Here is a 15234-nt window from a genome sequence, read left to right on the forward strand (position 1 = left end):
ATACTAAGACTTCATAATTATTGTTAAATTTTTTAAGTCCTCTTTTTAGTTTTTTATAATGGGTACATTGGAACAAGCCTCTCCAAACATCAGGGACTTTACCATAGGCTTCAGCTGTTCAACCAATTCGATGTAAGCATTTTCAGGAATCTCTTTATCAGAACATCCTTTTACCAAAACCCGTTTTCCTCTCATCTCTTCAAAATCATAGGTCTGGATTGCATTATGCATGAGGATAACCTCCAGATCTTCACGACTGCCAAAAACAATTTTCCTGGCTACGTCGGTAAGCTTTGCCGTTAAAACAAAATAAGCCCATAACGGGATGATTGTATCCACGGAATTGTAAATGTAAATATAAGTGTCTTTATATTCTTCGATATTGATGGCCTCTACTTTCTCGCGGAAATCCTTTTCCTTAAGAATAATTTCCTGAAAAAGAAAATCTTTGAGGTCAATGCCTTTTCTCTCCCCTTTTGGAAGTAAAGTGGTAAGGTCAAAATTGATAAGGCCGCTTTCAGCAACTTTATTCCGGATTTCAAATTCTTCTGACATTTTTTATCATTATCTTTGAGCAAATTTACAAATTAAGATCGGATATATTTTAATTTGTTCTCTATCCTTACAATAGACATGAAATATTACATTATTGCGGGTGAAGCTTCCGGTGATTTGCATGGAAGTAACCTGATGAAAGCCTTAAAGCACAAAGACCCTGAAGCGGAATTTAGATTTTGGGGTGGAGACCTGATGAAAGCTCAGGGAGGAACGTTGGTGAAACATTACCGGGATCTTGCTTTTATGGGTTTTTTGGAAGTAGTAATGAACCTCCGGACCATTTTAAATAATATAAAATTATGTAAGGAAGATATTCAGAACAATAAACCTGATGTTTTAGTTCTGGTAGATTATCCGGGATTTAATCTCAGAATTGCAAGGTTTGCCAAAGAATTGGGAATCAAGGTTGTTTACTATATTTCTCCGCAGCTTTGGGCCTGGAAAGAAGGAAGGGTAGAGATTATCAAAAAATATGTAGATGAAATGATGGTCATTCTTCCTTTTGAAGAAGATTTTTACAGAAAACACGGGGTCCATTCCCATTTTGTAGGACATCCTTTACTGGATGCCATTTCTGATCTTCAGGAAATCAATATCGGGGATTTCAAAAAGGAGAACGGATTGAACGAAAAAGAGATTATCGCTCTTTTACCGGGCTCCAGAAAACAGGAGGTTGAAAAAATGCTGGAGATAATGCTTTCCGTACGCCCTCATTTTAAAAACTACCAGTTTGTAATCGCCGGTGCACCGAGCCTTCCAAAAGAATTTTATCAGAAATATGTAGATGATAACGTGCATTTTGTGTCCAATAAAACCTATGATTTATTGAGATGCTCGAAAGCAGCCCTCGTTACATCGGGAACTGCTACCCTGGAAACTGCATTGCTGAATATTCCTGAAGTAGTATGCTACCGTGGCAGCAAAATTTCCTATGCTATAGCCAAAAGACTTGTTAAAAATATCAATTATATCTCCCTTGTTAATCTGATCATGGACAGGGAGGTGGTAAAAGAGCTGATCCAGAACGATTTAAATACAAATAATCTTATAGAAGAACTTAATAAGGTCCTTGCCGGAGATAAAAGAGAGCAGGTACTGCATGATTATAAGTTATTAAGAGAAAAACTGGGTGGTAAAGGAGCCAGTGACCATGCCGCCGATGTTATTTTAAAAGTTTAATTCTCTGTTTGTTTTTATAGCAAAAATTTAAGCGCTTTGTTGACATTTTTAAAGCGGTGTAATTTCCTTATTCAGTAATTACAGAAGTACAATCGATGGGGTAATTTTCCTAATTTGTTGAGGTAATTGACTGAAATTGAATAAACAGCCGCTTCTCATCCTGGTCATATGTTTTATTCTGGGAATTATCTTCCAGGACTTGATGTTGCTTGATATTACCTGGTGTTACCCTATAGCTGCAGTTGCTTTTGGAATTTTAATTGTATTATTTTTTCAGTCTTATTTTTTACATAAAGCCCGGAGCGTTTTTCTGGGATTGTTATTTTTTGGAACAGGAATGATACTTCATTTTTGTAATACGTCATTATCCGGAAAAGAAACTGTCATCAAGGGTAAGGAAACTATTGTTTTCAGAATCTCTCAGGAATTAAACTCAATAGAAAAATATAAGAAATATACTGGTATTATAAAAGCCGGTAATGAAAATTTTCAATCGATTCTTTATATCCCAAGGAATAATCCGGAGCTTGATTTTACCCATTACTACAAGGCTGAAGCATTTATTATCCAGCCACAATCTCCGCAATATGATTTTCAGTTCGATTATGCCCGGTATCTGAAGCGCAGGGATGTTGACTATCAGGTTTTTATTTCAAAAGGGATATCATCTGTTGAAAGAAAAGATATAGGCCTTACAGACAGGATCAGGCAGCGCAGGCTTGAAGTTTTGCAAAAAATAGATCAATCCGGAATGTCGGCCAGGACCAGGGAATTTCTGAAAGGAATTATTCTGGCAGACAGAACAGAAATAGATCCCGGTACCGTAGAGGACTTTAATAAATCCGGACTGGTTCATTTATTGGCTATTTCAGGAACCCATATCGTAGTTATTTTCGGAATATTTTACTTTTTGGCAGGACGGTTTATTCCCTTAAGGTTCAGGAGATATGTGGTTATACTAAGTCTTGTTTTTATTTGGCTGTTTGCCGCTTTTATTGGTTTCGGAAATTCTGTTTTGAGGGCCTGCATTATGCTGAGCGTGTATTTTACATTTGTATTGTTACAGCGCAAGCCTGATCTGCTTCACTCACTCGCATTATCCGCATTTGTTATTCTCATTCCGGATACGCAACATTTTTTTGATGTGGGATTTCAGCTTAGTTACCTGGCCGTTTTAGGGATTTTTTGGCTCAATCAGCCTCTTTTGAAATATTTTCCTAATCAGGATAATTATTTTAAGAAGCTGATGTTTAACACGATTACCATCTCTCTGTCAGCACAGTTGGCGACACTGCCCTTGGTTTTATATTATTTTCATCAGTTTTCATGGGTTTCAATTATTGCTAATTTTCTGATTGTACCCTTTTCAGAAGTAATCATTGTGTTTTCACTCGTCATGACCATTTTTATTGCGCTGAGAATTGATTTTTATATGATCAGCAATGTATATGATTTTGTTATCAGAGTTTTGCTGAAGGTTATTCATTGGTTTGCTGAAGCAGATGTCCTGTTCATAGAACATATACCCATGAGCCTTACCGAGGTTTTCGCTATACTGGTGATCGTATATATGCTCAGATTTGTCATTGTCAGGCCCAACTTAAAAAACAGTGTGAGATTTGTTATGTGTTTTTTTATTTTTTTAATGATAAAGACCGGGTATCAGATTTATGAAAATAAAAAGAATGAAATATTATTTCTCAACCTGGGGAAAACTAAGGTATTTCTGATGAAGAAGGGAGATAAAGCGCGCTTTTGGATTTCGGATATAAAAGCTTCTGAAAAGGTTGTGAAGTTTGTTATCAGCCCATATTGTTCTTCCAGGAGAATCAGGCATTTTGACATAAAAACGTTTCCTTCTTCCGCTCAAAAAGTAGTTTTTAAGGATAAAATATATGAGTTGAAATAGCCGTTTTTCTCATTCTGTTTTCCTGTATTTATAACATGTTAATTCTTATTTAGAAACATTACAAACTGCCTAATTGTGAGATTTCTCACTTTTCGATATTGTTAACATTTCTTAATTTTGTGGAAATTCAAATTTAAACTTATATGGCAGGTTTAACGAGTTCTACGATAGGTAGAAAATACGCTATGGCATTATCAGCTATGTTTTTGCTGGTTTTTCTTATACTGCATTTGACAACCAATTTGTTATCAGTCCTGAACAAAGATGCTTTTAATACAGCATCTGACTTTATGGGCTATAATCCTTTTGTGCAGTTCTTAATGCAGCCGATTCTTGGTTTTGCAGTAATTTTCCATTTTGTAATGGGATTTGTACTGGAAATTAAGAATAACAAAGCGCGTCCGGTAAAGTATGAATCAAACAATGCTTCTATGAATTCTTCATGGATGTCCAGAAATATGATTATTTCCGGAGCTGTTGTTTTAGCTTTTCTGGCGCTCCACTTGTATGATTTCTGGTTGCATGAAATCAATTACAAATATGTAGAAGGAATCGCTCCTGATGCAGAACGTTTCTGGCCGGAGCTTCATGAGAAGTTTGCCGATCTTTGGAGAGTAGCTTTATATGTGATTTCTTTTGTTCTATTAGGCTTACACTTAGCTCACGGATTCCAGTCTTCATTCCAGTCTATCGGAGCAAGACATCCAAAATATACGCCGGTGATCAAAGCTTTCGGGAAATGGTATTCGATCCTAATCCCTGCAGGATTTATCATCGTTGCAGTTTTTCATTTTATAACTCAATAATATCAATATACTAGTATGAGTAAATTAGATTCAAAAATTCCGGCGGGTCCTCTAAAAGACAAGTGGAAAAATCATAAAGACCATATGAACCTTGTTGCACCAAACAACAGAGATAAGATTGATATTATTGTTGTAGGTACAGGTTTGGCAGGAGGTTCTGCAGCAGCAACTTTAGCTGAGCAGGGATATAACGTAAAAGCATTCTGCTACCAGGATTCTCCAAGAAGAGCGCACTCTATTGCAGCCCAAGGAGGGATCAACGCAGCTAAAAACTATCAGGGTGACGGTGACTCTACGTACAGACTGTTCTATGATACCATCAAAGGTGGTGACTATAGAGCAAGAGAGGCTAACGTTTACAGATTAGCTGAAGTTTCAGCAAATATTATTGACCAGTGTGTTTCTCAGGGTGTTCCTTTTGGTAGAGACTACGGAGGTCAGCTGGATAACCGTTCATTTGGTGGGGTTCAGGTAAAAAGAACTTTCTATGCAAAAGGACAGACAGGACAGCAGTTATTATTAGGTGCATACTCTGCAATGAGCCGTCAGATCGGTAAAGGAAGAATCAAAATGTATAACCGTCATGAGATGCTTGACCTTGTTATTGTTGACGGAAAAGCAAGAGGAATCATCGCTAGAAACCTGGTGACAGGTGAAATCGAAAGACATTCTGCTCACGCAGTAGTTATTGCATCCGGAGGATACGGAAACGTATATTTCCTTTCTACCAATGCAATGGGATCAAACGTTTCTGCAGCATGGAAAATTCACAAGAAAGGAGCTTACTTCGCAAACCCTTGCTACGTACAGATTCACCCGACTTGTATTCCTGTTCACGGAACTCAGCAGTCTAAACTGACTTTGATGTCTGAATCATTAAGAAACTCAGGAAGAATCTGGGTTCCTAAAAAGATTGAAGATTCAGTAGCGATCAGAGAAGGTAAATTAAGACCTGAAAACATTAAAGAAGAAGATAGAGATTATTATCTGGAAAGAAGATATCCTGCATTCGGTAACCTTGTACCTAGAGACGTTGCATCTAGAGCTGCTAAGGAAAGATGTGATGCCGGATTCGGTATTGAAAATAATGATACGCAGGAAGGTGTTTACCTTGATTTCTCAACAGAGATCATAAAAAAAGGTAGAGAAGCCGCTATCGAAAAACATATTCATAACCCAACAGATCAGCAGATTTATGATTTAGGTAAGAGCTGGGTTGAGGAGAAATACGGTAACCTATTCGTAATGTACGAAAAAATTACTGCTGATGATCCTTACAAAACTCCAATGAAGATTTATCCTGCGGTACACTATACAATGGGTGGTGTATGGGTTGATTATAACCTTCAGTCTACAATTCCTGGATGTTTCGTAATCGGTGAAGCTAACTTCTCTGACCACGGTGCCAACAGATTGGGAGCATCTGCATTGATGCAGGGTCTTGCAGACGGATATTTCGTACTTCCTTATACTATCGCAGATTACCTTTCTGCAGATATCAGAACAGGAGCCATTCCTACCAATTCAGGAGCATTTGACGAGGCTGAGAAAGGAATTAAAGAAAAAATTAATTTCTTCCTGAATAATAAAGGAACACATTCAGTAGACCACTTCCATAAACAATTAGGACACATCATGTGGAATAAAGTAGGTATGGGAAGAACTCCTGAAGGATTAAGAGAAGCGATCAAAGAAATAGAAGAAGTAAGAAACAACTTCTGGAAAAATGTAAAAGTTCCTGGAGAAGGAGAAGGAATGAACACTGAGCTTGAAAAAGCATTCAGAGTAGCAGACTTCCTTGAACTAGGTCAATTAATGGCTATCGATGCACTACACAGAAATGAATCTTGTGGTGGACATTTCCGTGAAGATCACTCCACTCCGGATGGTGAAGCGGAAAGAGATGACGTAAACTACAAATACGTCGGAGCTTGGGAATATCAGGGAGCAGATATCAACGCGGAAGTGTTGCATAAAGAAGAACTGATATATGACAACATCGAGGTTAAAACTAGAAGTTATAAATAATCTCCAACCTATAAATATAACATTATGAGTGCAAAAAAAGGCTTACATCTTACGCTGAAAATTTGGAGACAAAAAAATAGTAAAACTAAAGGTCAGTTTGAGACCTATAAAATATCAGATGTTTCTACAGACTCTTCATTCCTGGAGATGCTGGACATCCTGAACGAAAATTTAATTAACGAAGGAAAGGAACCAATCGCTTTTGACCACGACTGTCGTGAAGGAATCTGTGGAATGTGTTCTCTATACATCAACGGTAGAGCACACGGTCCGGATACAGGTATCACAACTTGCCAGCTTCACATGAGAATGTTCAAAGATGGTGAAACAATCGTTATTGAGCCATGGAGAAGTGCCGCTTTCCCTGTTATTAAAGACTTAATGGTAGACAGAAGCGCATTCGACAGAGTAATGGCTGCAGGTGGTTTTATTTCTGTAAACACTTCAGGAAACACATTGGATGCTAACGCAATTCCTGTTCCTAAAGAAGATGCAGACAGAGCAATGGATGCTGCTGCTTGTATCGGATGTGGTGCTTGTGTAGCTACATGTAAAAACGGTTCCGCTATGCTATTCGTTGGAGCTAAAGTTTCTCAGTTTGCTTTATTACCACAAGGTAGAGTAGAAGCGAAGCGAAGAGTTCTGAACATGGTGAAAGCGATGGACGAAGAAGGATTCGGAAACTGTTCCAACACAGGAGCTTGTGAGATTGAGTGTCCTAAAGGTATTTCTCTTGAGAATATCGCAAGAATGAACAGAGAATACATGGCTGCTTTAGTAGATCAAGGATAGAATTGATTCAAATATGTGAAAATCGCCTCCATTTTGGAGGCGATTTTTTTATATGCTGTAATTTCCTGTTAAAGTTTGTTAACTTATTGATGTACTTTAGGTATTCTTTATTTAATAAGTATATATTTGAAGGGTAGTTGAGCGCCATTTTGAAATACATTTTAAAGTTTTTTTATTTCTAAAAAATTGAATAATAAAGTGTTTCAGAATACCTGATAATCGACTATAATAAAATTTTCAAAAAAAATAACCAGTGTTAAGTAAGAAGCCCTAAAAAGCGTATTTTTGTGTAATATTAAAAATTGAAATGAAAAAATATCTTTTATTGTTTATCATCGCGGTTTTCGTGATGTCTTGTTCAAAAAAAGTAGAAGTAAAAGGAAAAATCACCGGAGGCTCACCATTAGACAGAATTGAATTTGTGGAAGCTTCAGGAGTAGGGACCCTTCCTTTGGTTAATATAGGTCTTGATAAAGATGGGAATTTTTCCGGAAGCTTTGAAGCTCCTAAAGATGGAATGTATGTAATCAACTATGCGACCAGACAAAATCTGATTTACCTTGAAAAAGGACAAAGTGTTACGATCTCAGGGAATGGAGCTACTTTCCCTAATGAATACGTTATTACAGGTGACGCTAAAAAAAACAATGACTTTCTTTCCGCCAGCCAGAAATTTTTGGCCACCTATGCAGGTAAAGTTAACTTAGGAGCATTAATGGGTGGTGACGAAGCTGCCTTTTTGAAAGGAATGCACAAAGTAGAAGCAGACATCAATAAAAATGTTGATGAGCTTGCAAAAAAGAACAATCCTAGCAAAGGACTTTTAGAATGGAAGAAAAATGATGTTAAAGTAACGATTCTTAACCTTCTTGCCAACTACGAGATGTCTCACGGTCCAATGTCCGGAAATCCTTCATACAAAGCTTCTAAAGCATTCAAAGACTATGAAACGGCATTAGATAATGATAAAGAAGCTATGGTGAAGACCATTCCGCTTTACAGACAGTATCTATTGGTGAAAATGACTCCTGATTTCCAGAAGTATGCTGAAGCAAACAGCAAAGGAAAAACTGATATTACAACTTCTGAAATGTTTGCTCAATACCTGAAAACTAAAAAAGACATTTCTCAGACTGCAAAAGACTATCTTTTGGCATTTGTAATGGCTCAGGCTGATATTCATCCTACTTCTCCTGCTAAAAATATCGACAAAATTAAAAAGCTGATCGATACAGATATTAAAGATGCTACCATCAAAAGTGACCTGTTAAAAATGCAGGTGGCTATCACAGGACTTAAAATCGGTGAAGCTGCACCTGAAGCTCCATTGGTAAAGCAGGACGGTAAATCTTATAACCTTTCTGAAAACAAAGGAAAACCGTATATGCTATTTTTCTATGCTTCTTGGAACCCTTATATTGCTGAAGCTACAGTACCGGTTCTGAAAGAGGTGGTCAACTTTTACAAGTCTAAAATGAACTTTGTATTTGTGAACGTAGATGATACAAAAGATCAGTTTGTAAAAACGAGCAACTCTTTACTGAAAGGAATTCAGGGAGTAAATGTATATGGTGAAAAAGGAATGGAATCTGAAATCGCTAAAAAATACGGTGTTTACGGATTTAAATTACCTTGCTATGTAATCATTGATAAGGACGGGAAAATTGCCAGCAGATCTTTCGTGAACCTGGGTGAGCAGGAACTTGTAACTATTTTGGATAAACTGACAGGTCTTGCTGCCCCAAAAGTAGATCCGAATGCACAAATGCAGCCACAGCTGCAGATTGATCCTTCTGCACAACCGGGGGCTCCACAGCCTGCAAACCCGCAACCGGCTCAGACGAAATAATAAACTTTTATATACTTGAAAACCTTATCCGTGGATAAGGTTTTTTTTATTGTATTTTTGCAAAATGAAACCGGAAGGTTTTCGTATACAGAAAAAATAGAATTTGTAGAATGAGAAAGAAGAAAAATATTATTCTTGAAAATATCAGACTGGTAGCTGCCGGTGCAAAAGGAGTTGCTATTGGTAGAACAGAGGAGGGGAAAACAGTACTGGTTTCGGGTGCCATTCCCGGAGATTTGGTAAATGTCAGAGTCAAAAAAGCGAAATCCAAATATTATGAAGGTGAAGCGACCGATGTATTGGAAAAATCTCCTTACAGAACAGAACCTAAGTGCATACACTTTGGAACTTGTGGAGGATGCAAATGGCAAAACATGACCTACGAGAAGCAGCTTGATTTTAAACAGGAAGAAGTTTATAACAATATTAAGAGAATCGGGGGGATTGAAGATTTTGAAACCGTATCTATTCTGGGATCTGAAGAACAGTATTTTTATAGAAATAAAATGGAGTTTTCTTTCTCTAATGCCAGATGGCTGACTCAATATGAAATCAGCTCTGAAGAAAATTTTGGAAGTAAAGATGCCTTAGGATTCCATATTCCGGGAATGTGGAGTAAGATTCTTGACCTTAAAGAATGTTTTCTTCAGGAAGATCCTTCCAATGCCATAAGACTTGCCGTAAAAGAATATGCTGTTGACAATGGGCTGGACTTTTTTGATGTAAGAAATCATGAAGGATTTTTAAGAACCTTAATGATGAGACAGAATTCTAAAGGTGAGTGGATGGTTCTTTTCCAGCTTTTCAGGGAAGAAAAAGAAAACAGGGAAAAGCTTTTCCAATTCTTATTAGAGAAATTTCCTCAGATAAAAACTCTGGTGTATGCCATTAATCCAAAAGCGAATGACTCAATCTATGACTTGGATATCAATGTATATTTTGGTGACGGATACCTGATGGAGGAAATGGATGGACTGCAGTTCAAAATAGGTCCCAAATCATTCTTTCAAACCAACTACAAACAGGCATTGGAATTATACAGAAAAACATTGGAGTTTGCTGATCTGAAAGGAGATGAAGTAGTGTATGATCTGTATACGGGAACCGGAACTATTGCCCAATATGTGGCAAGAAATGCAAAACAGGTAATTGGTATTGAATCTGTGCAGGAAGCAATTGATGCAGCAATTGAACATGCCGAATTGAACGGTCTTACCAATACAACTTTTTATTGTGGAGATATGAAAAATGTCTTTAACGATGAATTCATGGAAAACCATCCAAAAGCAGATGTATTGATTACTGACCCGCCAAGGGACGGAATGCACCAGAAAGTCGTTGAACAAATATTGAAACTGGCTCCGGAAAAAGTAGTTTACGTAAGCTGTAATTCTGCAACCCAGGCACGAGATCTTGCTCTGATGAAAGACGATTATACTTTAGTGAAAATATTACCCGTAGATATGTTTCCGCAAACACACCATGTTGAGAACATTGCCTTGTTGGTTAAAAAATAAATTTAATTAAATTTGAATTTGCGAAACGCCAGTTCCATCTGACAAATAAAAAATAAAAATATACAGATGAAGTATTTTAAATTTTTCCTGCTGATCTGCTTTTTGGGAACTCTTTCTTCCTGTGGTGGAGATGATGATATCTGTGAAAGCGGCGAAGGTACTCCCAGACTTAGGATTGCTTTTAAAAATGCTGACGGTAAAGAAATGACCGTAGACTCATTATATGTAACTGCAGATTATGGTACAGGAGCTCTTGTAGACCTTGGTAAAACAGCAAATAATACCTTTAGGCTGATTCCGCTGCGTGTTGATGAATCACCCTATACAGATCTTTACTTTAAAACCAGAATTAAAGGGCCACAATCAAAGGTAAGGGTGAGTTATACGACAAAATCTGCCTACGTTTCACCCGGATGTGGTATTAAAAAAACTTACGAAAATGTGAGTTCAGAATTATTAACTCCTACTCCGGTAACAAAACTGGAAAACGGTTTAAACCAAATAGAGAATGAAAACAAGACTAATCTATTCCTTTTTTTTTAGCATCATAAGTCTACTGGTCTGGTCACAGGAAAAAAAAGAAGTGAAAAAAGAGAAAAAGGAGCACTGGAAATATGAACCCAATTTTATGGTTGGTTTTGATGCCCTTAATGCAGGAATTTCTTTTTTCTCTGACAGAAAAGTATATCAGGGATTTGTTTCTTCTAAACTGAACGGGAATGTTCACGTCATAGCAGAAGCGGGTTTTGAAAAAAATATATATCAGAAGAACGGGTATGATGCTAAAGCGAATGGTCCTTTCGTGAAATTGGGGGCATTCTATATGCTGGCAAAGGATGCAGAAAATGAATTTAACGGATTTTATGCTGGAGGAAAAGTAGCAGGCTCGTTCTACAATCAGGAGTATATGGCGATCCCGGTCCGTGGATTTGGAGGAAGTTCTTCTTCTGTAGCATTTCCTTCATCATCACAGACTTCTTTTTGGCTCGAGGGTACTTTAGGAGGCAGAGTGCAGTTGTTTGATTCAAATTTTTATATTGATGTGAATCTTCAGCCAAGATATATGGTGTATACGTCAAAGCAGGATGATATTTCTCCCATGATTGTTCCCGGCTTTGGACGCAGTTCTTCAAAATTCAATATGGGATTTGCATGGAATATTGCTTATAAATTTTAAAAAAAAGCAACGATTTAGCCTCTAAGTCATATAAAATACAAACTTTAAAATATTTTAAAGTTTGTATTTTTTTTAATAAATACTATATTTTTATGTATGTTATTAAAAATAACCCTATTGTTTTGATAATTTTATTCATAAAATAATTATATTTGGCGGAATTATAATTATGTTTTAATTTATGAAAAGACTATTTACTGCCTTATTGTTTACTTTTGTGGGAGGGGCAGCGTTCGGTCAATGGACGCCAACTACCTTTAGAGGTGACAGTAATAAAAGAAGTACAGGATTTAAAGTAGATGGATCTAGTGTAAGAAGTAACGGGTACTATAAATTAGACCTGGACTTGCTAAGATCGCAGCTGAAGAATGCTCAGGAAATGGGAGCTAATTCCGTTCCTGTTGTGATCTCTCTTCCTACAATGAATGGGAAGATTGAAAGATTTAATGTGTACAGTTTTCCGGTTGTTGTAAAAGAACTGGCAGATAAGTATAATTTAGGATCTTATGTGGGAGCAAGTGTTGATGATCCTACAAAGTACTTGAGATTTAGTTTAGCTCCAAATGATTTCCAGTCTATGGTGATTGATGGAGATAATTATGAATTTATCGAACCTGCTTCAGCTGATAAAACAGTCTATGCGATTCATCCAAAGACAAGAAAGAATCGTGACTCCTTCTTATGTTCTACAGAAGAATCTCCTGCTGCTAAAAAGCAGATAAATGATCTGTTGAAGAAAGGTCAGTCTTTCTCTAATCAGACGACAACTTTTGCGAAAAGTTCTGATAAAAAATTCAGAACCATGAGATTGGTAGTTTCTGTTACAGGAGAATATACTCAGTATTTTATGACCCAGGCAGGAGTACCTGCCACTGCCACTGATGATGAAAAAAGAGCGCCTGCACTAGCTGCAATTAATGCTACTTTAAGTCGTGTAAACGGAGTTTTTGAAAAAGATTTTGCATTGCATTTGAATTTGCAGAATTATCCAAACGTAATTTATATAAATTCTGCCACAGACCCATATTCAGCTGCTTCAGTAGGAGTTAAGGGAGCTTGGAATACTGAATTGCAGAATACATTGTCTAATATAAATAATGTAGGAGATGCCAACTATGATATCGGCCATTTATTCGGTAGATCCGGAGGTGGAGGTAATGCAGGATGTATCGGGTGTGTATGTGTGGATCCTACGCCGGCTGTTGCTAAAGGAAAAGGTTCAGGATTTACTTCTCCGGCTAATGGCGTGCCGCAAGGAGATGCTTTCGATATAGATTATGTTGCTCATGAAATGGGACATCAGTTAGGAGGTAATCATACTTTCTCTCATAATCTTGAAGGAAGCGGTGTGAATGTGGAACCAGGATCTGGGTCTACCATCATGGGATATGCCGGAATTACAGGTCCTGATACAGACGTTCAGGCGAACTCCAATCCTTACTTCCATGCGGCAAGTATTGGGCAGATTCAGGCTAACTTAGTTGACAAAACGTGTGATGTAGAGACAACAATCAATAATAATCCGCCGGTAATTGCCGATTTACCAACATTTAGTATTCCTAAAGGAACTGCTTTCGTACTAACAGCTACCGCAACTGATCCTGAAAATGATCCAATGACGTATTCTTGGGAGGAACTTGACGATGCTGAATTACCTATTGATCGATTTAATTTAGGACTTACCACTACCGGAGCTTCGTTCAGATCCGTTTCTCCATCGGCTAGCCCAACAAGATACTTTCCGAAATGGCAAAGTGTATTGACTGGAGCATTAACTAACTCAAATAATACCTGGGAATCTGTATCAACGGTAGGGAGAACAAGTAAATTTGCCGTAACGGTAAGAGATAATAATAGCAATGTACAGCAACAACAGTCTTCTGTTAAAACTCAGACGATTATTGTAGGTGAAAGCGGACCTTTCAGAGTAGCTAATCAATATGCTGATGTCAATACCCCGACTCCGGTTCAATGGGTGGTGGCCAATACGAATACTGCTCCTTATAATGTTGCCAATGTAAAGATTGACTATACTACTGATAATGGAACTAACTGGACAGTATTGTCAGCGTCAACTCCTAATGACGGATCTGAGAACTTTACTTTCCCTTCTACACTGAACGGACAGACTATTAAGGTGAGAATTTCTGCAATCGGAAATGTTTTCTATGCGTTAGGATCTGTTACCATAGCACCTTTGGCTGCATGTAGTTCTGCTGCACCAACAAATGTAGTGATAAGCAATATTACTATGACTACAGCAAGTGCATCATGGATGTCTTATACAGGAGCAACGTACAAAGCACGCTATAGAAAAGTAGGTGCATCAAACTGGATAGATGTAGATAGTACTATTCCTTCTATTAATATAGCTGGTTTGATAGATGATACAACATATGAAGTTCAGGTGGCTTTAGTATGTGGAGGAACAGTAGGTACTTACTCCGCATCTGTAAACTTTACAACACCGGCATTACGTTATTGCACTACTGCTACAGATGATCAGGATTATGAGTATATTCAAAATGTGACCATTGGAAATATAAACAATACTTCTGCAAACAGCACATATACAAACTATACTACAAATACGGCACTTCATATTAACTTAACAAAAGGAACACCTCAGCCTATTTCTGTTACATTAGGTAATGCTGGAGTTGCTGATTATGATACTGTAGTGGCATTTATTGACTTTAACAAAGACGGAGTTTTCTCTGAGACGGAAAGAGTGTTGGATTATCCTATTGCATTAACCCAACCCGGAACTGTCGTTAGCGGAACATTTAATATCCCGGCTAATGCAGTAGAAGGAGAGGCTTTAAGAATGAGAGTTCTAGGTGGCTGGATGGGAGCTGGTCCTAATAACACTTATGTAGGATTATCATTACCTCCAGACTTCTTATGTGGAGTTAATATTGGTTATGGAGAGGTTGAAGATTATAACGTATATATTACAAGTAACCTGGCTACTTCTGAAACGAATCTTAAAAATGGAGGAATTCAGTTATATCCAAACCCGGCTACTGATGTTCTTAATATAACTAAGGTTTCAGATAAAGCTACCTATAAGATTTTCGGAGCTACAGGTCAGTTGATCAACAGCGGAAATGTTAACAATGGAAAGATCAATATTTCATCTTTAATTAAAGGCGGATATATTATTACCATTGATGAAAAAGGACAGGAGCTGTTCAAATCTAAATTTATCAAAAAATAACATAATCGTAAATAATGTTAAATCCCCGGAGTTGTTCGGGGATTTTTTATTTTTGATCATTTATGTGATTATCGTGAAATTTTTTCAAAAAAATTACGTTAAGTAAATAGTTCACAATGAAAAAATCATTAGATTTGTGTAAATGTAAAAATATTTGCGTATGGTATAGAATTATTCTTTTTATTACAGTTTATCTGTA

At 37.2% G+C, this 15234-nt stretch carries 11 protein-coding genes; 10 read left to right on the plus strand and 1 reads right to left on the minus strand.

From position 1 onward, the window contains the following. Positions 1-45 precede the first annotated feature (45 nt). Entirely contained in the window at positions 46-555 is a 510-nt protein-coding gene (locus tag M030_RS0122590; protein ID WP_027375489.1) for a DUF2480 family protein, read from the minus strand. Positions 556-633: 78 nt separating this feature from the next. Here M030_RS0122590 and lpxB point away from each other — a divergent pair, with 78 nt between their 5' ends. The 10 genes from lpxB to M030_RS0122645 all read left to right on the plus strand — a co-directional run bounded on the left by lpxB (position 634) and on the right by M030_RS0122645 (position 15035). Further along, positions 634-1737 (plus strand): lipid-A-disaccharide synthase, encoded by a 1104-nt coding sequence (gene lpxB / locus M030_RS0122595; RefSeq protein ID WP_027375490.1) that lies wholly within the window; start codon positions 634-636, stop codon positions 1735-1737. 136 nt (positions 1738-1873) lie between these two features. Continuing rightward, positions 1874-3646 (plus strand): ComEC/Rec2 family competence protein, encoded by a 1773-nt coding sequence (locus M030_RS0122600; RefSeq protein WP_027375491.1) that lies wholly within the window; start codon positions 1874-1876, stop codon positions 3644-3646. Positions 3647-3789: 143 nt separating this feature from the next. Then, complete coding sequence (locus tag M030_RS0122605) at positions 3790-4452, plus strand: succinate dehydrogenase cytochrome b subunit (RefSeq protein ID WP_027375492.1); 663 nt, start codon at positions 3790-3792, stop codon at positions 4450-4452. A 15-nt stretch (positions 4453-4467) separates the two neighbouring features. After that, a complete protein-coding gene (locus tag M030_RS0122610) occupies positions 4468-6480 on the plus strand; it encodes a fumarate reductase/succinate dehydrogenase flavoprotein subunit (RefSeq protein ID WP_027375493.1) in 2013 nt (670 codons plus the stop codon). A 24-nt stretch (positions 6481-6504) separates the two neighbouring features. Then, entirely contained in the window at positions 6505-7272 is a 768-nt protein-coding gene (locus tag M030_RS0122615) for a succinate dehydrogenase/fumarate reductase iron-sulfur subunit (RefSeq protein WP_027375494.1), read from the plus strand. A gap of 307 nt (positions 7273-7579) precedes the next feature. Next, positions 7580-9121: a TlpA family protein disulfide reductase gene (locus tag M030_RS0122620; protein WP_034722982.1), complete on the plus strand. Its 1542-nt coding sequence runs from the start codon at positions 7580-7582 to the stop codon at positions 9119-9121. A gap of 110 nt (positions 9122-9231) precedes the next feature. Next, complete coding sequence (rlmD, locus tag M030_RS0122630; RefSeq protein ID WP_027375496.1) at positions 9232-10638, plus strand: 23S rRNA (uracil(1939)-C(5))-methyltransferase RlmD; 1407 nt, start codon at positions 9232-9234, stop codon at positions 10636-10638. Positions 10639-10704: 66 nt separating this feature from the next. Next, a complete protein-coding gene (locus M030_RS0122635; protein WP_027375497.1) occupies positions 10705-11181 on the plus strand; it encodes a hypothetical protein in 477 nt (158 codons plus the stop codon). After that, a complete protein-coding gene (locus M030_RS0122640) occupies positions 11147-11815 on the plus strand; it encodes a DUF6048 family protein (RefSeq protein WP_027375498.1) in 669 nt (222 codons plus the stop codon). The genes M030_RS0122635 and M030_RS0122640 overlap by 35 nt, the downstream gene beginning before the upstream one ends. Positions 11816-11996: 181 nt before the next feature. After that, positions 11997-15035 (plus strand): reprolysin-like metallopeptidase, encoded by a 3039-nt coding sequence (locus M030_RS0122645; protein ID WP_027375499.1) that lies wholly within the window; start codon positions 11997-11999, stop codon positions 15033-15035. Positions 15036-15234: the final 199 nt, after the last annotated feature.

It is taken from the genome of Chryseobacterium sp. UNC8MFCol (genome assembly GCF_000482305.1).
Classification (GTDB): Bacteria; Bacteroidota; Bacteroidia; order Flavobacteriales; family Weeksellaceae; genus Chryseobacterium; species Chryseobacterium indologenes.

Bases quoted from the DNA above. Each gene is read 5' to 3' on its own strand.
- M030_RS0122615 (WP_027375494.1), top strand. From the start codon at position 6,505: ATGAGTGCAAAAAAAGGCTTACATCTTACGCTGAAAATTTGGAGACAA.
- M030_RS0122610 (WP_027375493.1), top strand. From the start codon at position 4,468: ATGAGTAAATTAGATTCAAAAATTCCGGCGGGTCCTCTAAAAGACAAG.
- M030_RS0122590 (WP_027375489.1), bottom strand. From the start codon at position 555: ATGTCAGAAGAATTTGAAATCCGGAATAAAGTTGCTGAAAGCGGCCTT.
- M030_RS0122640 (WP_027375498.1), top strand. From the start codon at position 11,147: ATGAAAACAAGACTAATCTATTCCTTTTTTTTTAGCATCATAAGTCTA.
- M030_RS0122605 (WP_027375492.1), top strand. From the start codon at position 3,790: ATGGCAGGTTTAACGAGTTCTACGATAGGTAGAAAATACGCTATGGCA.
- M030_RS0122645 (WP_027375499.1), top strand. From the start codon at position 11,997: ATGAAAAGACTATTTACTGCCTTATTGTTTACTTTTGTGGGAGGGGCA.
- lpxB (WP_027375490.1), top strand. From the start codon at position 634: ATGAAATATTACATTATTGCGGGTGAAGCTTCCGGTGATTTGCATGGA.
- M030_RS0122620 (WP_034722982.1), top strand. From the start codon at position 7,580: ATGAAAAAATATCTTTTATTGTTTATCATCGCGGTTTTCGTGATGTCT.
- rlmD (WP_027375496.1), top strand. From the start codon at position 9,232: ATGAGAAAGAAGAAAAATATTATTCTTGAAAATATCAGACTGGTAGCT.
- M030_RS0122635 (WP_027375497.1), top strand. From the start codon at position 10,705: ATGAAGTATTTTAAATTTTTCCTGCTGATCTGCTTTTTGGGAACTCTT.